The sequence below is a fragment of the Pseudomonas sp. G11 genome, from assembly GCF_029457515.1.
GTDB classification, from domain to species: Bacteria; Pseudomonadota; Gammaproteobacteria; order Pseudomonadales; family Pseudomonadaceae; genus Aquipseudomonas; species Aquipseudomonas gorinensis.
In genome coordinates this window covers 7,375,469-7,398,018 of sequence record NZ_CP120377.1, presented here as the reverse complement: position 1 = coordinate 7,398,018, position 22,550 = coordinate 7,375,469, and the positions used below count along the sequence as shown (strand labels likewise).

Sequence of the window (22,550 nt, the reverse complement as noted above, 5' to 3'; positions counted from 1 at the left end):
CTGTCTGGAGATCTCGCACTACCAGCAACCCATGAATTCTAAGCGGAGCAGTTATGGTTGATCGGCACGACTACGTGGCCCTCGAATGGGTCAAGGGCGACATTGCCGAAACCCTGAAACAGGCCCGTTCGGCGCTGGACGCGTTTGTCGAAACCCATGACGGCGATGTGATCAGCCAGTGCCTGGCCGGTATCCACCAGGTGCACGGTGCCCTGCAGATGGTCGAGTTCTACGGCGCGGCCCTGCTCGCCGAAGAAATCGAACAGCTGGCCCTGGCGCTCCAGACCGGGCATGTCAGCCAGTGGGAAGAAAGTATCCGCCTGCTGCAACAGGCCCTGGGCCAATTGCCGCTGTACCTTGACCGTATCCACAGCGCGCGCCGCGACCTGCCCCTGGTGGTGTTGCCGCTGCTCAACGACCTGCGCAGTGCGCGCGGCGAAAGCCTGTTGTCGGAGACCAGCCTGTTCAGCCCGCAACTGCTGTCGATTGCGCCCTTGCCCGATGAAGTACTGGCCCAACGTGCGCCGCCGGACCTGACCGAGCAACTGCGCCAGTGGCACCACCTGCTGCAACAAGCCCTGGCCGGCCTGCTGCGCGAAGACCATGGCCCGAGCAACCTGGAAGACATGGCACGGGTGTTCGCGCGGCTCGAAGCGTTGTGCCAGGGCGCGCCGCTGTTGCCGCTGTGGCAAGTCACCTCGGCGCTGGTCGAGGGCATGCTCACCGGCGTGATCGCCAACAGCCCGGCGCTGCGCAGCCTGCTCAAGGCCAGCGACAAACAACTCAAGCGCCTGCTGGCCCAGGGCATTGGCGGTATCAACCAGGCGGCGCCGGACGAACTGCTCAAGAGCCTGTTGTTCTACGTCGCCAAAGTCACCCGGCCGACACCGCGTATGCAAAGCCTGAAAGAACGCTACGGCCTGGATGAAGCCTTGCCCGATAGCGCCCTGGTCGATGCCGAGCGCGCACGCATGGCGGGGCCGGATCGCAATGCCATGGGCTCGGTGCTCGGTGCCTTGTGTGAGGAGTTGGTGCGGGTCAAGGAACGTCTCGACCTGTTCGTGCGCAGCGACCGTCAGCACACCCGTGACCTTGAGGCGCTGCTGGCGCCGCTGCGGCAGATCGCCGATACCCTGGCGGTGCTTGGGTTTGGTCAGCCGCGTAAAGTCATCATCGACCAGCTTGCCGTCGTGCTGAGCCTGGCCCAGGGCCAGCGCGAACCTAACGATGCGGTGCTGATGGACGTCGCCGGCGCCTTGCTCTACGTCGAAGCCACGCTGGCGGGGATGGCCGGCACCGTCGAGCCGGACAGCCGCGAAGAAAGCCGCCTGCCCACCACTGACCTGACCCAGATTCACCAACTGGTGATCCGCGAGTGCTGCCAGTGCCTGCAACAAGCCAAGGAGCTGGTGATCGATTGCATCGAAGCCGATTGGCAGCGCCAGCGCCTGGAGTCCTTGCCGGAACTGTTGAGCCAGGTGCGCGGCGCCCTGGCGATGATCCCATTGCCACGCGCAGCGAGCCTGATGCGCGGTTGCAGCGTTTACGTCGATGAACAACTGATGATCAACGACGCCGTGCCCTCCGAGGCGCAGCTGGGGCAGTTTGCCGACGTGATCAGCGGCCTGGAGTACTACCTGGAACGCATGCTCCAAGACCCCGATGCCGCCGGCGAACGCGTGCTGGAGCTGGCCACCCGTAGCCTGGAGGCGCTGGGTTACCTGCCTGCGGAAAAACCCTGGCGCCAGGCATTGGTGGCGCCGGAGGGCGCATTGTCGGCCGAGACCTCACCGAGCCAATCGCAATTCGACGCCCTGGCCAGCCCCACCTCGCGGCTGAACCCGCCGGCCCAGCAACGCCCCGGTAGCCTGCTGCCGCCACCGGCCGGTGAAGAGCCGATTGACGAGGAGCTGCGCGACGTCTTCCTCGAAGAAACCGAAGAAGTCCTTGAGCTGCTGCATCGCAACCTGCCGAGCGGTGCCGATAGAACTGCCCTCGGCGAAATGCGCCGTGCCTTCCACACCTTGAAGGGCAGCGGCCGCATGGTCCGCGCCCTGGTGCTGGCGGAGCTGGCCTGGGCCGTGGAAAACCTGCTTAACCGCGTGCTTGAGCGCAGCGTGGCTCCCGGCCCCGAGGTGCAACAGGTACTGGATGAAGCGGTCGCCCTGCTGCCGGAACTGATCGCCGACTTCGCCGCCGGTGCCCAGCGCCAGCGCAAGGAGGTCGACACCCTGGCCGCGCGTGCCCACGCCTTGGCCAGCGGGGTTGAAGCCTCGGCCGTCGAAGCCCATGACCCGATGTTGCTGGAGATTTTCCGCAACGAGGCCCAGACCCACCTCGACAGCCTCAATCACTTCCTGCAACAAGCCGCCGAGCATGTGCCGCTGCAAGTCAGCGATGAACTGCAACGCGCCCTGCACACGCTCAAGGGCAGCGCCTACATGGCCGGAGTGCTGCCGATCGCCGAACTGGCGCGCCCACTCGATCACCTGACCCGCGAGTACAAGGCTCACCGCCTGCCGTTGGACCTGGATGAAGTGGAGTTGCTGCTGGAAGCCGAGGACCTGTTCCAACGCGGGCTGCGGCAACTGGACAGCGACCCCTTGGTGCCGATCAAAGGCGCGGCGGACCTGATCAGCCGCACACAGAGCCTGCTTGATCGTCAGCTCGAAGCCCTGCTCGACGCCCCCAGCACCGGCCTGCGCATCAAGCGCGATCCACAACTGATCGCTGACTTCCTGGCCCAGGGCATGGATATCCTGCTCGACGCCGAAAGCCTGCTGCGCCGCTGGCAACAACACCCCGGCGAGCGCCAGGAACTCACCGCATTGCTGGATGAATTGACCACCCTGGGGGAGGGCGCGCACGTCGCCGACCTGCACCCCATCGACGAACTCTGCGAAGCCTTGCTCGACCTGTATGGCGCTGTGGAAGAGAGCAGCCTGGCGGTCAGCGAGCGGTTTTTCCAGGAAGCCGAACAGGCCCATGAAGCGCTGATCAACATGCTCGACCAACTGGCCGCCGGCCAGGAGATCAGCCCGGTGCCGGCACGGTTACAGGCCCTGCGCGAGCTGCTCGATGATGCCCTCGACCCCTCTGCCACCGGCCTGATCAAAAGTGACGGCAGCCGAGCCCTGAACATCGCCGAACTGGGGGCCGCCACGGCGCGGCTGCACCAGGAAGCGGTACCGGACGATGAGATTGTCGAGATCTTCCTCGAAGAGGCCGTGGATATCCTCGACAGCGCCGGGCAGTCCCTCAAGCGCTGGTTGCTGGAGCCTGATGGCGTGGCACCGTTGTCGTCGTTACATCGAGATTTGCACACCCTCAAGGGTGGGGCGCGCATGGCCGAAATCGGCCCGGTGGGCGACCTGGCCCATGAGCTGGAGTGTCTTTACGAAGGCTTGGCGGACCGCCGCTACAGCTACTCCACCGAGCTGTCCCAGGTGCTGATGGCCAGTCACGAACGGCTGGCGTTGCAACTTGAAGAACTGCAACACCACCAACCCCTGAGCGACTCCGGCGAGCTGATCGCGCGTCTGCGCGAGTTTCGCCAGAGCAGCACGCCTGCCGCGCCGACCGCGGCACCGCAAGGCGCGGCTGCGGATCCTGAACTGCTGGATATCTTCCTCGAAGAGGCCGCCGACATTCTCGACAGTTCAGGCAGCGCATTGCTGCGCTGGCAGGCTGAGCCGAACAATCGCCAGGAAGTGGAAACCCTGCTGCGCGACCTGCACACCCTCAAGGGCGGCGCGCGCATGGTCGAGATCGGCCCGATTGGCGACCTGGCCCATGAGCTGGAGTTTCTCTACGAAGGCCTGTCCGCCGGCTTGCTCGGCCCGTCACCTGAACTCTTCGCGCTGTTGCAAGGCTGCCATGACCGCCTGGCGCAGATGATCGATGCAGTGGCCGATGGCGTGCCGGTGGGCCCGGTGGACAAGCTGATCGAGCGCATCAAAAGCCTGGTACACCCCGGCGTAGAGCCGGTAGCCCCGGTGGCCTTGCCGGCGAGCAAGGCCGAAGCGGCGGTTGACCCGGCCGCCGACATGGTGAAGGTTTCCGCTGATTTGCTGGATGACCTGGTCAACCTGGCCGGCGAAACGTCGATCTTCCGTGGCCGCATCGAGCAGCAGGTCAGCGACGCACAGATCGCCCTCAACGAAATGGAAACCACCATCGAGCGCATGCGTGACCAACTGCGCCGGCTCGACACTGAAACCCAGGGGCGCATCCTCAGTCGCCAGCAGGCCGAGGCCGAGCGCCTGGGCTATGAAGAATTCGACCCGCTGGAAATGGACCGCCATTCGCAGTTGCAGCAGCTCTCCCGTGCGCTGTTCGAATCGGCTTCGGACCTGGTGGACCTCAAGGAAACCCTCGAGCGCCGTAACCAGGATGCGCAACAGCTGTTGCAGCAACAGGCCCGCATCAACACCGAGTTGCAGGAAGGCTTGATGCGTACGCGCATGGTGCCGTTCGAACGCATGCTGCCGCGCCTCAAGCGCATCGTGCGCCAGGTGGCCGGCGAGTTGGGCAAGGACGTGGAGTTTGTGGTCGGCAATGCCGAGGGCGAGATGGACCGCAACGTGCTGGAACGCATGGTGGCACCGTTGGAACATATGCTGCGCAACGCCGTCGACCATGGTCTGGAGTCCCGCGATGCACGGTTGTTGGCGGGTAAACCGGAGAAGGGGCGCATCACCCTGGACCTGACCCACGAAGGCGGCGATATCGTCTTCGACATGCGCGACGACGGCGCCGGCGTGCCCTTGGAAGCGGTGCGGCGCAAGGCGATCAAGCGCGGTTTGCTCGACCCCAACCAAGAAATGAGTGACCGCGACGTGTTGCAGTTCATCCTGCAACCGGGCTTCTCCACGGCAGAAAAGATCACGCAGATTTCCGGGCGCGGCGTAGGCATGGATGTGGTGCATGAAGAAGTGCGCCAGCTCGGCGGTTCGATGTTCATCGACTCGACACCGGGCGCGGGCGTGCATTTTCGTATTCGCCTGCCGTTCACCGTGTCGGTCAACCGGGCGCTGATGGTGCAGTGCGCGGATGACCAATACGCGATCCCGCTCAACACCATCGAAGGCCTGGTGCGTGTGCTGCCCCACGAGTTGGCCGGGCACTACCAGCAAGACCCGCCGCGTTATGAGTACGCCGGCCAGCGGTATGAACTGTTCTACCTCGGTGATCTGCTGCACACCGTCAGCCGCCCGAAACTGCTGGGCCAGTACCAGCCGGTGCCGGTGCTGTTGGTGCAATGCAATGAGCGGCACGTGGCGGTGCATGTGGATGCCATGGCCGGGACCCGGGAGATCGTGGTCAAGGGCCTGGGGCCGCAATTCGCGGGGGTGAAGGGCGTCTCCGGGGCGACCATTCTCGCTGATGGCCGCGTGGTGCTGATCATTGACTTGCTGGCGCATATTCGCGCCCGGCAACCGGCCTTGCCGGCCCAGGCAGTCGATGCGCCCCTGATCCTCAACGATCCGCTGAAAAAGCGGCCGCTGCTGGTGCTGGTGGTGGACGACTCGGTCACCGTGCGCAAAGTGACCAGCCGTCTGCTGGAGCGTAACGGCATGAACGTCCTCACCGCCAAGGACGGTATCGACGCCCTTGCCGTGCTCGAAGAACACACCCCGGACCTGATGCTGCTCGACATCGAAATGCCGCGCATGGATGGTTTCGAAGTGGCTATCCAGGTGCGCAACGACCCTCGGCTGATGCGCCTGCCGATCATCATGATCACCTCCCGCACCGGCCAAAAACACCGCGACCGCGCCATGGCCATCGGCGTCAACGACTACCTGGGCAAGCCTTACCAGGAGTCGGTGCTGCTGGAAAGCATTGCCTATTGGAGCAAGTCCCATGCTTGACCACCGCACGAGCCAACTCACCGGCCTGCTGTTGCCCCTGGCCGACCGTCACCTGGTGCTGCCTAACGTCGCCATTGCCGAGCTGATCGACTTCCAGCGTGGCGAACCGGCCAGTGATGCACCGCCGTGGTATCTGCGGCAAGTGACCTGGCGGGATCGGCAAATACCGTTGATCAGCTTTGAAGCGGTGTGCGGCGAGGCGAGCGTGACGGGCGAACGCTCGCGGATTGTGGTGTTGAATGCGCTGGGCGGGCGGCCGACGTTGAAGTTTATTGCGCTGGTGATCCAGGGGATTCCGCGGTCGTACAAGCTCGATAGCGAATTGAGCTATGTGGACGTGCCGCTGTGCCCATTGGAACTGGCAGCGGTGCAGGTAGGAGAACATGTGGCGAAGGTGCCGGACTTGATGGGGCTTGAGGCGCTGCTGGTGGAGTCTGGGTTGGCCTGAGCCATGTGAAGAGGGGGCTTGCCCTAATGCCAGTCAGTTAAGGAGGAACACTGTAACGGTGGCGAGCGGGTTTGTTGTGGCGAGCGGGCTTGCCCCGCGTTGGGCTGCGCAGCAGCCCCAAAACCTGGCAACTCGGTTTGCCTGAAGCGGCGCATTTATCTTGCTGGGGCTGCTTCGCCGCCCAACGCGGGGCAAGCCCGCTCGCCACAGCAAGCGCTTTTCGCTTGAAAGGTGTGACCAGCCTTCTGATTCTTCCTGCAAGATTTTGGGCTGTGCATGAATTTGTCGCTTGCCGCCCGCACCAAAACACCCCTTCAGTTCACACCGAAGGTTAGACCGGGTTTGCTCCGTTTAGAGAGGATGCAGCACCAGAAAATCAGCAATCAGCATTCCCGCCAGATACACCATCAAAATCGCCACACCCGCGTCCAATAAACGCCAGACCTTCGCCGAACGAAACAGCCCCGTCAACATTTGACATCCCAACGCCAAAACCACAAACCACACCAGCGACGCGGTCATCGCTCCGCTGGCAAAGGATGCTTGTTGGCTGACGGGCTTTGCCGCGCCAATAGAGCCAATCAGCACTACGGTATCAAGCCAGGCATATGGGTTGGCAAATCCAAGTATCACTGCCGTGCGTATCAAACCCTGTTGTGAGGTGAGGTTGCTTTGAGTATCTGGCATCGACTGGTTACGCACGCAAGCCAGTAACCGCTGCCAACCGAACCACAGCAGATAGACCGCTCCCGATAGCAGCAGGAGCGCCACTAGACCTGGCTGGCTGCCGAGCAATGAACCCAACCCCATGACCCCAAGACTGATGAGAATGATATCGGCGAGCACACATACCGCCACCACCCCCCAGACACGACCTCGACTGACACCCTGGCGAATGACCAGGGTGTCCTTTGGCCCAGGAGCGGCGAACAGTCCGATGCCCAAGAGCAGACCTTCGAGATAAAGGGCGTTGAGGTCAGGAATCATGAAGTGCTCGGCCGCCTGAGTATCAGGTCAATTGAAGGGGGTGATTACCGAAACCGGTATGGCGGGCATTGGCGGCGGCTTTCAAGTCGATCGGCTGGTGGCGGAAAAAACCTGTCAGCTCCTGCCCCGCATCAGGGTTGACGAAGTAAATAAGAGAGCTGCGTGGCACTGGTCTTCTAGGAGCCAGAACGGCGTGGTATGCAGCGGGAATCGCGTAGTCTGAGAGCTCAGTCAGTAGCGATCCAGCCAAGATTGCAATCTCATTCTCCAAGAGTCGTACCGGCTCCAGCGAGCTGCCTCGAACCAGAACGAGGCCATCACGAGTAGGTTTGATAAACGACAACAAATGACCATCCTCGTGAGGATCCTGAGCAAACTGGCGCTTATCAGGCCCGTAATTAGCTCCATAGACACACAGTTGCAGATAGGACGCCGCACGCAAAGAGGTCAACGAAGTGGCCCCAAACTCCGCGCAAACCCCGTTCATCAGTTCCTGTGCAAGCTCGCTGATCTGTCTCTCAAAAGCATCAACGGCAACAAAAAACTCACTTCGCGTGAACTCAAAGGATTTTCGTTTTGATGAATGCGCAGGCCAGTAGCAAAAGCGCTCACACAGATCAGGCTGAGCCTCAATGCTCGAGTACTCTTCGCCAAAGGGGAAAAATCCATCGGTGTCTTTCGCGAAGGAAAACGAGGCCTTGGTGGCTGGTGATATTGCGGAGTATCCATCAACGATTTTTTTGTAATCCAGCAGCATCGCTTCTGATATTTGCAGGGTGCCAAAGCCTGTTCGAGAAATGGATTCACAGCACGCTTTGATGTGGGTCATGGCTATATCCAAAGGTAGATGTAAAGGAATGCAACAAACACTAGGTTCGCAAGCATGCGAGAAACTACGACACTGGATATGACCGGCTAAAAGGGTGCCATCCATGTCCTTCACAACATCGCCAGCAGGTGGCGAGTGTGCATGGTTCAAGACACGTGGCGGCGGACAGGTTGTCTTTTTTGGCGGACAAAGAAATGACGTTCACCTAAAAACGGGAACCGCAAACTTCGTATGAATATAAGAACGCGAGATACCCTCAGGTCACTGGTTGCACGGCGCAGCCGCGAGTTGGGCAAGCCCCTGACTGCGCTGGCCAAGGAAGCAGGAATTTCCAGAACCTACCTGTACGGTCTAGCGGCTGGAGCGTCCAGGGACCCGTCGGTACGCACGCTGATCAAGCTGGCGAAGGCATTGCAGGTTTCTCCCTTGCTGCTGTTTCGCTACTTCGCTGACCTGACAGGCGCGCCCGCTAATGCGTGCTCAATGGCTAACACCAATCGGGCTGCAGGTATTGATGATCCGGAGGACGTTGCGGTGTTCAATGCCGATGTCACGACGCCTGATCAAACCGTCGTGTTGCCAGGGGAAGTTTTTCAGAAAACCTGGGAGATTCAGAACCTGGGCACACGACCCTGGCGCGGGCGACGACTGGTGCGTGTTGATGGGGAATATGTGATTGCCCGCCGCGCAGATCCACAAGGCCAGTTGGAGGTAGTGATGGACATTCATTTGCGTAGCCTGCACAGCGAGCTCCCTATTGCCGATACGCTGCCGGGCCAGCCGGTGCATATCAGTGTGGAGTTTGCAGCACCCAAGGAGACCTGTACGGTGGCTTCAGTCTGGAGAATCGAGGATGAGCAGGGGAAACCTTGTTACGGGCCTGCGTTCATTTTGCATGTGGTGGTTAACGTCATGGCGCGTTGAGCGTCCGGTCGGATTTTTCCTTAGTCAATCCGCGCAAACCGTTCAATCATTGGCTGCTCCCGATGCTCGGCCTGCCACAAGTCGTAGGCGCTTTGCATCGATAGCCATAGCTGCGCAGTACTTACGCCGGCTCTCTCCAACCGGACGGCAAGGTCCGGGCTGACGGGGGCGTGGCCATGCAAGATCCTTGAGAAAGTTTCGCGGGCGAAGCCGAGGCGTCGTGCCATTTCGGTGATAGTAATACCGAGGGCCGGGACTACATCTTCAAGCAGAATTTCGCCCGGGTGAGGTGGGGTGTGCATGGCTATATTGGGCTTAGTGTTCGGACTCATCATGTTTGCCCGTGGTGGGATTTGGACGAAAAAGGCTATAAGAGGCGAGTCCCGAGCAACAACCTGAAAACCTTGTCGGAATATTCTGTGTGGCAAGCCCGCTCGCCACAGGAAGCGCTTTGCGCTTGAGAGGTGTGACCAGCCTTCGGATTTTTCCTGCAAGATTTTGGGCCGTGCATGAACTTGTCGCGTGCAGCCCGCGCGCCTAGTCTTCGTCCCGTCATCGCAAAAAACGGTGACACGGACGTGCAAGTCCGACGAAACTGTTTAGGCGTACAAACGCCCTGCCAACCAACGGGCGTTTTTTGTGCTCGCTGCTTTATGGCGGCTGCGCGCAGGAGGTCTTCGGACCTGCTGGGTGTCCTAAACAGGCCCGGTCTTGCACACCTGCGCACGGTCGCCACCCTCATTCGCGTGCAAGCGAACAGTGGCGCTCCTTACTGACTGTTTAGGAGTTTCATCATGATCAAACCTACCCCTAATCCGCCTCTCTTCACCGTAAACCCCCACCAAAACACCGAAACCCTGCTGGTCAACGCCAGCGAAACCCTGTCCTCCCTCAACGCACTCACCTGCAACCTGGCCTTCGACCTGGACACTTCCCAGCGCGCCATCATGCTCGGGATCCAGCAAATGGCCGAGTTTGGGCAGTTGTTGGTGGATCGGGCGCTGGAGCAGGTCAGCCCTTCGCTGGAAAAGGTCCCAAACAGGGACTGATCATTCCCTTTTTGGGACCGCTATCTAACAGACACCAATGAGCAAATGTGGGAGGGGCGGTGCGACGATTCGACTTGCCCCCGATGGCTTATTTGACAGTTGGTACATCACTTAGCTGACCCACCCTCATCGGGGGCAAGTCGAATCGTCGTACCGCCCCTCCCACATTTTTGATCTTCACTGGGCTCGGGTCTGCGTTTGCAGATGCTCCATTACTCCAACCGTAACGATCTGCCACTGAGCTTGATTGATACCCCCCTGAATCACTCCTAAGGTACAGCCCACGACAGCAAACCCGTGGAGCGACCATGACAACAATAATCAACCCCGACTCGCGCTGGACGCGGCGGCGCGACGAGAAGCAGCGGCGGCTCGAGCGGGTCAAGCACTACGCAGACGGGGCCGTGTTGCCCAGCGATAAAATCGTCGAAGCCCTCGAAGCGCTGATCCTCCCCGGCGACCGCGTGGTGCTGGAAGGCAACAACCAAAAGCAGGCCGACTTCCTCTCGCGCTCGCTGGCCAAGGCCGACCCGGCCAAGCTCCACGATTTGCACATGATCATGCCCAGCGTCGGGCGGTCCGAGCACCTGGACCTGTTTGAAAAGGGCATCGCACGCAAGCTGGACTTTTCCTTCGCCGGCACCCAATCCCTGCGCATCAGCCAACTGCTCGAAGATGGCCTGCTGGAAATCGGCGCGATCCACACCTACATCGAACTCTATGCCCGGCTGGTGGTGGACCTGATCCCCAACGTGGTGCTCTCGGCGGGTTTCATGGCCGACCGCGCCGGCAATATCTACACTGGCGCCAGCACCGAAGACACCCCCGCGCTGATCGAACCCGCTGCGTTCAGCGATGGCATCGTGATCGTGCAGGTCAACCAGTTGGTGGATGACGTCACCGATTTGCCCCGTGTCGACATCCCCGCCAGTTGGGTGGACTTTGTGGTGGTGGCCGACAAGCCGTTCTACATCGAGCCGCTGTTCACCCGCGATCCGCGCCATATCAAGCCGGTGCATGTGCTGATGGCGATGATGGCGATCCGTGGCATCTACGAAAAACACAATGTGCAGTCGCTCAACCACGGCATTGGCTTCAACACCGCCGCCATTGAATTGATCTTGCCCACCTACGGCGAATCCCTCGGCCTGAAGGGCAAGATCTGCCGCAACTGGACCCTTAACCCGCACCCCACGCTGATTCCGGCCATCGAAAGCGGTTGGGTGCAAAGCGTGCATTGTTTCGGCACCGAGCTGGGCATGGAGAACTACATTGCCGCCCGCCCGGATGTGTTTTTCACCGGTCGTGACGGCTCGATGCGTTCCAACCGTATGTTCTGCCAACTGGCTGGCCAATACGCGGTGGACCTGTTTATCGGTGCCACCCTGCAAGTTGATGGCGATGGCCACTCTTCAACGGTGACCCGTGGCCGCCTCGCCGGTTTCGGTGGTGCGCCGAACATGGGGCACGACCCGCGCGGTCGCCGCCATGGCACGCCGGCGTGGTTGGATATGCGTCACGATGATGCGCCCGAAGCCCTGCTGGAACGCGGCAAAAAGCTCGTGGTGCAGATGGTTGAAACCTTCCAGGAAGGCGGCAAACCCACCTTCGTCAACACGCTCGACGCCGTGGAAGTGGCGCGTAAAAGCGGCATGCCCCTGGCGCCGATCATGATCTATGGCGACGACGTGACTCACTTGCTCACCGAAGAAGGCATTGCCTACCTGTACAAGGCGCGCTCCCTCGAAGAGCGCCAGGCGATGATCGCCGCCGTCGCCGGGGTGACCGCCATCGGCATGCGCCACAACCCCAAGGACACCGCGCGCATGCGCCGCGAGGGGCTGATCGCCTTGCCCGAGGACTTGGGGATTCGCCGCACTGACGCCACCCGTGAGCTGTTGGCCGCCAAGAGCGTCGCCGACCTGGTGGAGTGGTCCGGTGGCTTGTACAACCCGCCCGCCAAATTCAGGAGCTGGTAAATGCGCGCCCTCAAACTGCATGAACTGAGCCTCGCCGAACGCCTGGCGGATATGGCCGTGGATGCGCTGATCGATGAAGCCGACCTGTCGCCCAAACCTGCCCTGGTTGACCGTCGTGGTAACGGCGCCCATAGCGATTTGCACCTGGGGCTGATGCACGCCTCGGCGCTGTCGCTGTGGCCGATGTTCAAGGAGATGGCTGATGCCGCGCTCGACATCGGTGAAGTCGGCTTACCCCTGCGCGAAGCCCTCGGCCGATTGGGCCGCGAAGGTGAGCAGGCGATGCTCGCCACCACCAACGGCGTGAACACCCACCGCGGTGCGATCTGGGCCCTCGGCCTGCTGACCGCCGCAGCGGCACTGGAACCGCAGTCCGCCCATGCCAGCGCCGTGACCTTGAAAGCCGCCAAACTGGCCCTGCTCAATGACCGCTACGCGCCCCAGCCAATGAGCCATGGCGCACACGTCGCCCAGCGCTACGGCGCACGCGGCGCCCGTGAAGAAGCGCAACTGGGCTTCCCCTCGGTGCTGCAACGCGGCCTGCCGCAACTGCACAAAAGCCGCCGGCAAAATGCCGGTGAACAGAACGCACGCCTGGATGCCTTGCTCGCGATCATGACCGAGCTGGCCGACACCTGCGTGCTCTACCGTGCCGGCCTGGAAGGCCAACACGCCATGCAACGCGGGGCCCAAGCCGTGCTGGAGGCGGGCGGCAGCGCAACCCTCGCCGGCCGCCGCCAACTGCATGAACTCGACCAACAATTGCTGGCCCTGAATGCCTCCCCCGGCGGTGCCGCCGACCTGTTGGCCGCCTGCCTGTTTATCGACCGCCTCGATGGAGCGTTGTGATGGAAACCTTATCCTTTGAATTCCCCGCCGGGCAGCCACCCAAAGGCCGTGCGCTGGTGGGGTGTGTCGGCTCGGGCGACCTGGAAGTGCTGCTGGAACCGGGCACGGCTGGCACCCTGACCATTCAGGTGCAAACCTCGGTGAATGGCGCCGAACAACGCTGGCAACACCTGTTCGAGCGGATCTTCCAGGAACAAACCCCGCCGGCCCTGAAGATTGATATCCACGATTTCGGCGCGACTCCCGGCGTGGTGCGTTTGCGCCTGGAACAGGGTTTCGAGGAGATCGGCCATGACTGACTTGCTCAGCAAACACAGCTTCGTTGAACTGGGGGCGCGGCAGCGGGCCAAGGCCTTGCTGGACAGCGGCACTTACCGAGAATTGATCGACCCATTCCAGCGCGTCATGTCGCCCTGGCTCAGTCGCCAGGGCGTGGTGCCCCAGGCCGATGACGGCGTGGTGATCGCCAAGGGCAGCATTGAAGGTGTGCCCGTGGTGATCGCCGCGATCGAAGGCAATTTCCAGGGGGGCAGCCTGGGGGAAGTGGGCGGCGCGAAAATCGCTGGCGCCCTCGAACTGGCCGCCGAAGACAACCGCAACGGGGTTCCGACCCGTGCCGTGCTGCTGCTGGAAACCGGTGGCGTGCGCTTGCAGGAGGCCAACCTGGGCTTGGCAGCGATTGCCGACATTCATGCGGCCATTGTCGATCTGCGCCAGTACCAACCGGTGATCGGTGTGGTGGCGGGCAGTGTCGGTTGCTTCGGTGGCATGTCCATCGCGGCCGGGTTGTGCAGTTACCTGGTCGTCACCCGCGAAGCCCGTCTTGGCCTGAATGGCCCGCAAGTGATCGAGCAGGAAGCCGGTCTTGAAGAGTACGACTCCCGCGACCGGCCTTTCATCTGGAGCCTCACCGGTGGCGAGCAACGCTTCAACAGCGGGTTGGTCGACCGTTATGTGGCAGATGATGTGGCGCAACTTCAAGAGACGGTCAGCGTGCTGTTGCAGCAAGGTTTGCCTGCGCAGCAGCGCAGCCGCCAGGCCGATTATTACCTCGCGCGCCTGGCCGAATTGGACGCTGCACCGCAAATCGACCCGGCGACGGTTCGCGCTCTGTATCAGGGAGAACGCTCATGAGAGGCTTGCAGTGGTTTAACGCATTGAGCGCCGGTGCCACCCCTGTGGCCGATTTGCCCGGCTCGTTGAAAGTTGCCGACGGCGTATTGGGGGAACACGCGGTGCGCTTTATCGCCGTGGTCCCCGACGCGCAAAACCGTTTCCCCCGTGCACGCAACGGCGAAGTCGGCCTGCTGGAAGGCTGGGGGTTGGCCAAGGCCGTGGATGAAGCCATCGCCCGTGGCGACAAGCGTCCCATCATCGCCATCGTCGATGTCCCGAGCCAAGCCTATGGCCGTCGCGAAGAAGCCCTCGGCATCCACCAGGCCCTGGCCGCCGCCGCCGACAGTTACGCCCGTGCCCGCCTGGCCGGGCACCCGGTGATTGCGCTGCTGGTGGGCAAGGCCATGTCCGGTGCCTTCCTCGCCCACGGTTACCAGGCCAACCGCCTGATTGCCCTGCGCGACCCCGGCGTGATGGTGCACGCCATGGGTAAGGCATCGGCGGCGCGGGTGACCCTGCGCAGTGTCGAAGAGCTTGACGCCCTGGCTGCCAGCGTGCCGCCCATGGCCTATGACATCGACAGTTTTGCCAGCCTCGGCCTGCTGTGGGAAACCTTGTCGGTCAGCCAGATTGAACAGCCGACGCAGGACGATGTGACGCGAGTCAGCGATTGCCTGGTCAGTGCGATCCAGGATATCGATAGCCGTGATTTGAGTGGGCGCCTCGGTGCTACTAATCGCGCGGCCTCCAGCCATGTACGCCAGTTGCTGCGGGAACAATGGTGAACGCTCACGATTTGCTCTGGGGCATGACCCCTGCGCATCTGCCCAGCGACGCGCCGGGCTGGGCGCTGGAGGCCATCGGCGCCGGTCACCCGGTGGTGGTGCGTCGCGCCATGGCCGAGCCGGGCCAGGTGGCGGTCGGTGTGCGCGGGCGTCTGCGTGAGCAGCGTTTTGCGACGGCAATGCCCCTGGCCGCCGTGCAGCGCAGTGTGGCGCCGGAAGCCCTGCGCGACGCGATCTCGCCCCGGGATTTGCCGGCGTTGCGCGCACTCGATCAACTGCGGCCGGTGTTGGCGCAGCAGACCTGGGGCGTCACGGGCAGCGCGGGTTTCGAGTTGGCCACGGGCATTGAGGCACTGCATGCAATGAGCGATCTGGATTTGCTCCTGCGTACGCCCGCGCCGCTTGACCGGCGGGATGCGCAAGACCTGCTGGCGATCCTGGACACCGCGGCCTGTGCCGTGGACCTGCAACTGCAAACCCCGTTCGGCGCCGTCGCCTTGCGCGAATGGGCCAGCGGCTCGCGGCGGGTGCTGTTGAAAACCGCGCGTGGCGCACACCTTGTGCTCGATCCCTGGCAGGCCGTGGCATGAGCAGCCTGCTGGTGTTTCCGGGGCAGGGCGCGCAGCGTCCGGGCATGCTCACGCGGTTGCCCGTCTCGGTACTGGATGAAGCCAGCGATGCCCTTGGTGAAGACGTGCGCCAGCTCGATTCGGCGCAAGCCTTGGCCAGTACCCGCGCGGTGCAGCTGTGTCTGTTGATCGCGGGTGTGGCCCATGCGCGCTTGCTGGAGCGCACACCGGATTACGTAGCGGGCTTGTCCATCGGGGCGTATCCGGCGGCGGTCATTGCCGGTGCCCTGGACTTTGCGGACGCTGTCAGGCTGGTCAGCCTGCGGGGTGAACTGATGCAGCACGCTTATCCACAAGGCTACGGCATGACCGCGCTGGTCGGCCCTGAGTTATCCACCGTCGAAGCCCTGCTGGCCGATATCCACAGCCCGCAGACCCCGGTATACCTGGCCAATATCAACGCCGATAACCAGACCGTCATTGCCGGTAGCGACGAGGCGATGAAGCTGGTCGCGGCACGCATCAAAGGCAACGGCATCGCCAAGCGCCTGGCCGTGAGCGTGCCGTCCCATTGCGCGCTGCTGGAACAACCTGCCCGGGCACTGGCCCAGGCGTTTGTCACGCTTAAAGCGCCGCGCATCACTTACCTGAGCAGTACCCGGGCGCGTCCCATTCACAACCCCGAGCATTTGCGCGACGACCTGGCCTTCAACATGTGCCGCGTCGTCGACTGGCGCGGCACCGTGCAAAGCGCCTATGAGCGCGGCGTGCGCCTGCAAATCGAACTGCCCCCAGGCAGCGTACTCACCGGCCTGTCACGCCGAGTATTTGAACAAGGCACGGTGATCGCCTGCGAAGGCGCACGCCTGGACACCTTGCAGGCCCTGTTGGAAGAGGAGGAGCGCCGCCACCGATAAAGCACCACCCAAGGCTTTCGAAGCACAACAACAACAATTTCGATCGAGCACTTTGAGGACAACAACAATGATTATTTACGGTGTGGCATTGCTGGCGATCTGCACGCTGGCGGGCGTGATCATGGGCGACATGCTCGGTGTACTGCTCGGCGTGAAATCCAATGTGGGCGGGGTAGGGATCGCGATGATCCTGTTGATCTGCGCACGCCTGTGGATGCAAAAGCGTGGCGGCATGACCAAGGACTGCGAAATGGGCGTCGGCTTCTGGGGGGCGATGTATATCCCCGTGGTGGTTGCGATGGCGGCGCAACAAAACGTGGTCACCGCCCTGCACGGTGGCCCGGTCGCGGTGCTTGCGGCCATTGGTTCGGTGGTGGTGTGTGGGTGCACCATCGCCCTGATCAGCCGCACTCATAAGGGTGAACCGTTACCCGATGAAGAGCCGCTGATCGCGCCAGTGGGAGGTCGCTGATATGTGGGATCTCATTGAAAAAGGTTTGGAACATAACGGCCTGATCACCGCGTTTGCCTTCGTCGGCGTGGTCATGTGGATTTCCGTGGTGCTGTCCAAGCGCCTGACGTTCGGGCGCATCCATGGCTCGGCGATTGCGATCGTGATCGGCCTGGTGCTGGCCTGGGTCGGCGGCACCATGACTGGCGGGCAAAAAGGCCTGGCGGATCTGTCGCTGTTCTCCGGCATCGGCCTGATGGGCGGGGCGATGCTGCGCGACTTCGCGATTGTCGCCACGGCGTTTGAAGTGCAAGCCACCGAAGCGCGCAAAGCCGGGATGATCGGCGTGATTGCGCTGCTGCTCGGCACGATCCTGCCGTTTATCGTCGGTGCGAGCATGGCCTGGGCCTTTGGTTATCGGGATGCGATCAGCATGACCACCATCGGCGCGGGCGCCGTGACCTACATCGTTGGCCCGGTGACCGGTGCGGCGATTGGTGCGACCTCGGATGTGATGGCGCTGTCGATCGCCACCGGCCTGATCAAGGCGATCCTGGTGATGGTCGGCACGCCGGTAGCGGCGCGTTGGATGGGGTTGGATAACCCGCGTTCGGCGATGGTGTTTGGTGGCTTGGCCGGGACCGTGAGTGGCGTGACGGCGGGGCTGGCGGCGACGGATCGTCGGTTGGTGCCGTATGGTGCGCTGACGGCGACGTTCCACACCGGGCTTGGGTGTTTGCTTGGGCCTTCGTTGCTGTACTTCATTGTTCGCGGGTTGGTTGGCTAGCTTTGGACGTTGTGTTGTCTGGTTTGGCCTCATCGGGGCATAGGTATCTACACAACGTTGGCTCAACGCTGAATGCCCGGAAAATAGGGCTGTTGTGGCGAGCGGGCTTGTCCCGCGTTGGGCTGCGTAGCAGCCCTAGTCAAGAAGAACGCGGTGTATCAGACACTCTGCAGAGGCTGGTTTTGGGGCTGCTACGCAGCCCAACGCGGGACAAGCCCGCTCGCCACAGGGAGATTTGTCAGGGGCTGAAAAGTTGTGTAGATACCCATGCTCATCGGGGGCAAGCCCCCTCCCACATTTTGAATTGCGAACACATTCAAGTGTGGGAGGGGGCTTGCCCCCGATGGCTATCTCAAGCCTGCCGATTGGCATACATCCGACACTCCGCCAATAACGCCAGCAAGTTCGGGTCGCGCTCCTTGGCCTTCAGGAACACCACGCCGATATGCTGCTGCAGCCGGTACCGCGCCTGCAGCGGTATCAGCTTCACGCGGTTCTCGTAGACTGCCGCAATCCGCCCCGGCAGCAACGCATAGCCCACCCCTGAACTGACCATGCTCAGCAAGGTGAAGATGTCGTTGACCTGCATCGCCACCTTGGGCTCGAACCCCGCCTGCTTGAACACACGGTTGCCATCCTGGTGGGTGGCGAAGCCTTGGGTGAGGGTGATGAAAGTGGCGTCGCGCACGTCGGCCAGGTCGATTTCCTGGTCGCGATCGAAGGGCGAGTCAGCCGGGGTGGCGAGGAAGATGTCGTCGGAGAACAGCGCGATCTGCTCGCAGTCGGGGTCGTTGGCGTGTTCGTCGAGGGAGATGAGGATCGCGTCCACTTCCATGTTCTTGAGCTTGTAGAGCAGGTCGAAGTTGGAGCCCAGGATCAAGTCGATATTGAGTTCGCTGCGCCTGATTTTCAGGCCCATGATCAGTTGCGGCACGGTCTTGACCGTCAACGAATACAGCGAGCCGAGCTTGAAGCGCTCGGCGGAGAAACCGGCGGCTTCGCGGGTCAGGCGCACGCTGTCGACCACATCGGCGACCAGTTTCTGCGCACGTTCTTCCAGCACGTAGGCGCTTTCCAACGGTGTGAGGTTGCGGCCTTCGTGCTTGAACAGCGGGCAACGCAGGGCATTTTCCAAAGAGTGGATGGCGCGGTGCACGCTGACGTTGCTGGTTTGCAGTTCGGCGGCGGCGCGGGCCAGGTTGCCGGTGCGCATGAACGCCAGGAAGACTTCCAGCTTCTTGAGGGTGAATTCTTCGTCGATCAGCATGGCCATGACTCTTGTTCGAATGCGCTCGATTGTGCCCGCAAAACCGCCCGGCGTCGCCGGAACGTCACAAGGCCCTTGCACTCTTATGTGCAAGGCGGGAGGCTTGCCAGCCTGCGGTTAACGGTTACAGGAGGTCAGTGTCAGATGTACCACGGGGAACGATTCAACGCCTGGAGCCATTTGCTCGGTGCTGTCGCGGCGTGTATTGGCGCTGTGTGGATGTTGGTGGTGGCGAGCCTGGACGGCAGCCCCTGGAAGATTGTCAGCGTCGCGATCTATGGCTTTACGCTGATGGTGCTGTACAGCGCATCCACCGTGTACCACAGCGTGCAGGGGCGGCGAAAAGCGATCATGCAGAAGGTCGATCACTTTTCGATCTACCTGTTGATCGCCGGCAGCTACACGCCGTTTTGCCTGGTGACCTTAAGAGGGCCGTGGGGCTGGACGCTGTTCGGCATCGTGTGGGGGCTGGCGGTGATCGGCATTTTGCAGGAAATCAAGCCACGTTCCGAGGCCCGCATCCTGTCGATCGTGATCTATGCGGTGATGGGCTGGATCGTGCTGGTGGCGGTCAAGCCGTTGCTCGCCGCGCTGGGCACGGCGGGGTTTATCTGGCTGGCGTCGGGCGGGGTGCTGTACACCGTCGGCATTATCTTTTTTGCCCTGGAGGAACGCCTGCGGCATTCCCATGGGATCTGGCATTTGTTTGTGATCGGCGGCAGCCTGCTGCACTTTGTGGCGATCATGCGGTACGTGCTCTAACAGCCAATGAGGTAAAAAATGTGGGAGAGGGCAAGCCCCTCCCACATTGGATCTCCATTGGATTTGGAGTTTTTTATTTACAGCTGTAATGGGGCAACTCATTTCGCTGGGCAAATAACGGGGCTGTGCCATCAACACTAAGGGGGGATAGGGCTGCCTGCTGAAATGCTGCCAGTAAGGTCGATTTTATTGATACGATTCTGGCGTGTATCGATAAAATTTCCATGTTTATTCAAGAGCGAACAGTCCTGAGACGTTGTGTTGTTCTGGGTTCGGAACTGTTGCTTATGTTTGGCGTTGGTTTGCAACGGTAGTCTACTTTTCTTTCGGCTTTTTGTAAGTAGTGGAAAAGCAGTAAGCCCCCATGAGTATTGTTAAGCCGTAGCTTAGCCCATTCATTGTTTTTTCTGGAGAAAAGAGAAGGCTGCTTGCCGTGACGGTGAATATAACTGAAACTGTCGTTATGAGTTCTGTGATTAAAAAGAAAGAGAATATTTCCTCTCTGCATGCATGATCTAGAATTTCATTTGATGTTACTCGGGTCAATATGATTCCGATCCCAGTCCCAAGAAAACAAAAGGCGGAAAGTATATAAAAATATAAACTATCCGTGCTTTCAGTGGCCATTGCCAGAGATATGGCAATAGTCATTAAAAAACAAAAAGATGAAAGTGCTGAGCTGGATTTTTTAAAAGTTAGCTTGGATAGCCCGGCTGCTCCGATAGCCGTAGACGCCAAAAAAACTAAAAAGGCTGTTAGTGAGCTTCCTAGCCAATATAAGCTTTCAGGTATGCCTGTAGAGGAGTTGTGGCGATATAGTAAGCCGATTGCGTACATGAGGATCAACATTTCAAAAGTGTTGCCTGCTATATATCCAAAAAACTGGCTGGGGTATTTAAATATTATTGTAAAGTGCTGCATGTAGTTAAGGTGGATTCGATGTTCTGAACTATTTCTTTTAGTGAGGATTGGCCTGAGGTCATGGTGAGAGAAGTAAATCTGAATAGAGCGGCATAGTAATATTGGCAACATCGTCACTAACATAGCATACAAGTAATATCCGCCACTCATCATGAGTGAGGCTATCAGTAATAAAGTTAATGGAGTGCCTATGCGTATGTGCAGGTGTTTTTTAAAGGCACCCACATAATCTGCGCTATGTCCAGTGAGGTGCAGATGGAGGTCGTTGTAGGCTGGCCTGAAAGATGACCTCAGGCAGCCAGTGCCTAGTGAGTCTAAGGTGAATGAAATGAGTATAAAGCACCAACTAATATACCAGTAGTCGAGTAATACAAAATAGAATCCAGCGGTTAAAAAAACAGCGCTTGCTAGCTTGAATGTGAATCCGTAAATTGTTGTGCTGGCCGTACCAAATCGGTTTACGAACGAATGTCCAGTGTAAAATTCAATAACCAAGGAAATTAACAGTTGTGTGATAAGTGAAAATTCTAAGGAAAAACTTCCGAGTTTAGGGTTGGTTGCTATCAGAGCCAACTCTAGTATTGTTACACCCATCGCGATGCCACCATATAGTGCGTCTGAGCGGGAGACGATATTGGCGGCGCTTTTCATAGGCTGACTCTGAAAGTTTTGCCGGGTTCAAGAACTAGATTTCTATAAAGGATTGACGGGGCATGAGCTCGACCATAAAACATTAGTGTCGTGTAAATAGAGTCAAGGTCGAAGGGGACTAAAGTGTGAGGGTATCCTAAGGGCAGGACGGAAGTGTATTTGTAGTACTTGTCCCTCCCGTTTCGAAAGTCTTCGTAAAATAGTAGTTCGGAATCGATGGGTGGAAACTGAGTGTTTATCTTCTTGAAAAAAATTTCACACGCGGCGGCGTTTAGGTTTTTGTAGATTTTCGAGGTTTTATCAAAGCGATCAAATACGTCGATTAGAACGTCCTCCCCGTGAATGGATTCTAAGTATCTGATCGTATGTGGCCAGCGTCTACTAATGTGCCTAGAGATGTCTAAATACCTTCTGATGCTTTCAAATGAGAAGTGTTTTTCTTCTGGGGATGTTGGATTTGATAATAAGTTATTAGATTCATATATTTTTGAGAAAAGCATAGTTGTTGAGAGTTTGCAGGTTTCTTTCATTTTTTATTCGCATCCCTAAGCGCATTTTTTATGAGGGATATATTGCTGTTTTCAACTTCTAATGGTGCTCCCTCCATTTCCAATAAGACGTTATGTGTTTTTCGGGTTTTTATTATCGTATTTTTGAAGGCCTCCATGAGTTCATTGTTGAAAGGGTCTGAGTGTTGGTCAAGCCAGACGGGAATACCATTCCATAGCCAAGACTTTACTCCTGAGATGTGTACAGTTTTAATTAGATTCCAGATTTCGTGGGTAGCGCAGGGTAAATCGAACGCTAGGCCTTTAGTTTTGCAGTAGCCCAGATAATGTCCAATATCAAGCGCCATCATGCATTCAGAGCGCCTGCATAGCTCTAGGTAAAATCCCCAAAACTCTATATTTCCAAATTCGCTATAGATTGGCGGGTTTTCTAAGACTATGGGTATTTGAAAGTAGTCATTTATGATTCTGGCATTGTCAGCAGTGGTTTTTAATGTTGTTTTGTTCATGGGTGGATTGGTTTGATGGGCGCCCAAAAAGAGGTTGCCGTTCCTCCATATTCCGATATCTTCCTCTATATAAATGATAGGAAGTGTGGCCAGTGCCTCCTTGAGGCTTTTTAAATCCGCCATGTCAATAACCCCAGAAAAATTGATGTCTACGGGGTGTGCTGACATTGTAAAATCTGCGGATAGGCATGTCTCAACTAACGAATTTTCTATTTTGTCCCATGGGCGTATGCCCAAACTAAAGTGACGAATCGGTGTGTGATGATATATATGGTTGATGTCATTGCGATGCTGAATGAACTGTTTTAGTTTTTCTATGTCGCCGCTAACGCCTATGCGAATTGAACGTTCTTTCATAAAACACCTGT

20 protein-coding genes are annotated in these 22,550 nt (G+C 59.4%); 14 read left to right on the top strand and 6 right to left on the bottom strand.

The window, feature by feature from the left end:
* Positions 1–53 precede the first annotated feature (53 nt).
* Together P2T68_RS34105 and P2T68_RS34100 are read left to right on the top strand one after the other, a co-directional pair.
* On the top strand, positions 54–5,873 hold the full coding sequence (locus P2T68_RS34105; protein WP_277378859.1) for an Hpt domain-containing protein: 5,820 nt from the start codon (positions 54–56) through the stop codon (positions 5,871–5,873).
* Complete coding sequence (locus P2T68_RS34100) at positions 5,866–6,321, top strand: chemotaxis protein CheW (RefSeq protein ID WP_010207210.1); 456 nt, start codon at positions 5,866–5,868, stop codon at positions 6,319–6,321. The genes P2T68_RS34105 and P2T68_RS34100 overlap by 8 nt, the downstream gene beginning before the upstream one ends.
* Positions 6,322–6,672: 351 nt before the next feature.
* Here P2T68_RS34100 and P2T68_RS34095 read toward each other — a convergent pair whose 3' ends face one another.
* A complete protein-coding gene (locus P2T68_RS34095) occupies positions 6,673–7,308 on the bottom strand; it encodes a LysE family transporter (RefSeq protein ID WP_168232805.1) in 636 nt (211 codons plus the stop codon).
* A 22-nt stretch (positions 7,309–7,330) separates the two neighbouring features.
* Positions 7,331–8,137 carry a 2OG-Fe(II) oxygenase family protein gene (locus P2T68_RS34090; protein WP_024077892.1) on the bottom strand — a complete coding sequence of 269 codons (807 nt, stop codon included), beginning with the start codon at positions 8,135–8,137 and terminating at the stop codon, positions 7,331–7,333.
* A gap of 288 nt (positions 8,138–8,425) precedes the next feature.
* Here P2T68_RS34090 and P2T68_RS34085 point away from each other — a divergent pair, with 288 nt between their 5' ends.
* A complete protein-coding gene (locus tag P2T68_RS34085; protein ID WP_236645997.1) occupies positions 8,426–9,061 on the top strand; it encodes an NBR1-Ig-like domain-containing protein in 636 nt (211 codons plus the stop codon).
* Between the two features lie 20 nt (positions 9,062–9,081).
* Here the strand turns inward: P2T68_RS34085 and P2T68_RS34080 are convergent, their stop codons facing one another.
* Entirely contained in the window at positions 9,082–9,369 is a 288-nt protein-coding gene (locus P2T68_RS34080; protein ID WP_277379787.1) for a HigA family addiction module antitoxin, read from the bottom strand.
* Between the two features lie 486 nt (positions 9,370–9,855).
* Between P2T68_RS34080 and P2T68_RS34075 the strand changes: the two genes are divergently transcribed.
* From P2T68_RS34075 to madM, 10 genes are all read left to right on the top strand, one after another.
* Positions 9,856–10,110, top strand: a complete 255-nt coding sequence (locus P2T68_RS34075; protein WP_069077206.1) for a DUF6124 family protein — start codon at positions 9,856–9,858, stop codon at positions 10,108–10,110.
* 308 nt (positions 10,111–10,418) lie between these two features.
* Positions 10,419–12,089, top strand: a complete 1,671-nt coding sequence (mdcA, locus tag P2T68_RS34070; RefSeq protein ID WP_024077888.1) for a malonate decarboxylase subunit alpha — start codon at positions 10,419–10,421, stop codon at positions 12,087–12,089.
* Positions 12,090–12,938 (top strand): triphosphoribosyl-dephospho-CoA synthase, encoded by an 849-nt coding sequence (locus tag P2T68_RS34065; protein WP_024077887.1) that lies wholly within the window; start codon positions 12,090–12,092, stop codon positions 12,936–12,938. It abuts the gene before it with no gap.
* Positions 12,938–13,237: a malonate decarboxylase subunit delta gene (locus P2T68_RS34060; RefSeq protein ID WP_024077886.1), complete on the top strand. Its 300-nt coding sequence runs from the start codon at positions 12,938–12,940 to the stop codon at positions 13,235–13,237. Before P2T68_RS34065 ends, P2T68_RS34060 begins: the two co-directional genes overlap by 1 nt.
* Entirely contained in the window at positions 13,230–14,072 is an 843-nt protein-coding gene (locus tag P2T68_RS34055; RefSeq protein WP_277378858.1) for a biotin-independent malonate decarboxylase subunit beta, read from the top strand. The genes P2T68_RS34060 and P2T68_RS34055 overlap by 8 nt, the downstream gene beginning before the upstream one ends.
* Entirely contained in the window at positions 14,069–14,839 is a 771-nt protein-coding gene (mdcE, locus tag P2T68_RS34050; RefSeq protein WP_277378857.1) for a biotin-independent malonate decarboxylase subunit gamma, read from the top strand. Before P2T68_RS34055 ends, mdcE begins: the two co-directional genes overlap by 4 nt.
* Positions 14,833–15,429, top strand: coding sequence for a malonate decarboxylase holo-ACP synthase (locus P2T68_RS34045; RefSeq protein ID WP_277378856.1), 597 nt, complete (start codon positions 14,833–14,835; stop codon positions 15,427–15,429). Before mdcE ends, P2T68_RS34045 begins: the two co-directional genes overlap by 7 nt.
* Positions 15,426–16,325, top strand: a complete 900-nt coding sequence (gene mdcH / locus P2T68_RS34040) for a malonate decarboxylase subunit epsilon (protein ID WP_069077209.1) — start codon at positions 15,426–15,428, stop codon at positions 16,323–16,325. Before P2T68_RS34045 ends, mdcH begins: the two co-directional genes overlap by 4 nt.
* Before the next feature lie 67 nt (positions 16,326–16,392).
* On the top strand, positions 16,393–16,797 hold the full coding sequence (gene madL / locus P2T68_RS34035; protein ID WP_015886323.1) for a malonate transporter subunit MadL: 405 nt from the start codon (positions 16,393–16,395) through the stop codon (positions 16,795–16,797).
* A 1-nt stretch (position 16,798) separates the two neighbouring features.
* Positions 16,799–17,563, top strand: a complete 765-nt coding sequence (gene madM, locus P2T68_RS34030; protein ID WP_024077880.1) for a malonate transporter subunit MadM — start codon at positions 16,799–16,801, stop codon at positions 17,561–17,563.
* A 352-nt stretch (positions 17,564–17,915) separates the two neighbouring features.
* Here the strand turns inward: madM and P2T68_RS34025 are convergent, their stop codons facing one another.
* Positions 17,916–18,830 carry a LysR substrate-binding domain-containing protein gene (locus P2T68_RS34025; protein WP_150054231.1) on the bottom strand — a complete coding sequence of 305 codons (915 nt, stop codon included), beginning with the start codon at positions 18,828–18,830 and terminating at the stop codon, positions 17,916–17,918.
* 144 nt (positions 18,831–18,974) lie between these two features.
* Here P2T68_RS34025 and P2T68_RS34020 point away from each other — a divergent pair, with 144 nt between their 5' ends.
* Positions 18,975–19,592, top strand: coding sequence for a hemolysin III family protein (locus P2T68_RS34020; RefSeq protein ID WP_024077878.1), 618 nt, complete (start codon positions 18,975–18,977; stop codon positions 19,590–19,592).
* A 315-nt stretch (positions 19,593–19,907) separates the two neighbouring features.
* On the opposite strand, the gene P2T68_RS34015 is transcribed toward P2T68_RS34020, so the two are convergent.
* Positions 19,908–21,164 (bottom strand): hypothetical protein, encoded by a 1,257-nt coding sequence (locus P2T68_RS34015; protein WP_168232801.1) that lies wholly within the window; start codon positions 21,162–21,164, stop codon positions 19,908–19,910.
* Positions 21,165–21,690: 526 nt separating this feature from the next.
* Complete coding sequence (locus tag P2T68_RS34010) at positions 21,691–22,539, bottom strand: DUF692 family multinuclear iron-containing protein (protein WP_168232800.1); 849 nt, start codon at positions 22,537–22,539, stop codon at positions 21,691–21,693.
* Positions 22,540–22,550: the final 11 nt, after the last annotated feature.

Coding starts and splice junctions, on each gene's coding strand:
- P2T68_RS34020 (WP_024077878.1), top strand. CDS start 18,975: ATGTACCACGGGGAACGATTCAACGCCTGGAGCCATTTGCTCGGTGCT.
- mdcA (WP_024077888.1), top strand. CDS start 10,419: ATGACAACAATAATCAACCCCGACTCGCGCTGGACGCGGCGGCGCGAC.
- madL (WP_015886323.1), top strand. CDS start 16,393: ATGATTATTTACGGTGTGGCATTGCTGGCGATCTGCACGCTGGCGGGC.
- P2T68_RS34090 (WP_024077892.1), bottom strand. CDS start 8,137: ATGACCCACATCAAAGCGTGCTGTGAATCCATTTCTCGAACAGGCTTT.
- P2T68_RS34065 (WP_024077887.1), top strand. CDS start 12,090: ATGCGCGCCCTCAAACTGCATGAACTGAGCCTCGCCGAACGCCTGGCG.
- P2T68_RS34045 (WP_277378856.1), top strand. CDS start 14,833: ATGGTGAACGCTCACGATTTGCTCTGGGGCATGACCCCTGCGCATCTG.
- mdcE (WP_277378857.1), top strand. CDS start 14,069: ATGAGAGGCTTGCAGTGGTTTAACGCATTGAGCGCCGGTGCCACCCCT.
- P2T68_RS34010 (WP_168232800.1), bottom strand. CDS start 22,539: ATGAAAGAACGTTCAATTCGCATAGGCGTTAGCGGCGACATAGAAAAA.
- P2T68_RS34105 (WP_277378859.1), top strand. CDS start 54: ATGGTTGATCGGCACGACTACGTGGCCCTCGAATGGGTCAAGGGCGAC.
- P2T68_RS34025 (WP_150054231.1), bottom strand. CDS start 18,830: ATGCTGATCGACGAAGAATTCACCCTCAAGAAGCTGGAAGTCTTCCTG.
- mdcH (WP_069077209.1), top strand. CDS start 15,426: ATGAGCAGCCTGCTGGTGTTTCCGGGGCAGGGCGCGCAGCGTCCGGGC.
- P2T68_RS34095 (WP_168232805.1), bottom strand. CDS start 7,308: ATGATTCCTGACCTCAACGCCCTTTATCTCGAAGGTCTGCTCTTGGGC.
- P2T68_RS34100 (WP_010207210.1), top strand. CDS start 5,866: ATGCTTGACCACCGCACGAGCCAACTCACCGGCCTGCTGTTGCCCCTG.
- madM (WP_024077880.1), top strand. CDS start 16,799: ATGTGGGATCTCATTGAAAAAGGTTTGGAACATAACGGCCTGATCACC.
- P2T68_RS34075 (WP_069077206.1), top strand. CDS start 9,856: ATGATCAAACCTACCCCTAATCCGCCTCTCTTCACCGTAAACCCCCAC.
- P2T68_RS34060 (WP_024077886.1), top strand. CDS start 12,938: ATGGAAACCTTATCCTTTGAATTCCCCGCCGGGCAGCCACCCAAAGGC.
- P2T68_RS34055 (WP_277378858.1), top strand. CDS start 13,230: ATGACTGACTTGCTCAGCAAACACAGCTTCGTTGAACTGGGGGCGCGG.
- P2T68_RS34015 (WP_168232801.1), bottom strand. CDS start 21,164: ATGAAAAGCGCCGCCAATATCGTCTCCCGCTCAGACGCACTATATGGT.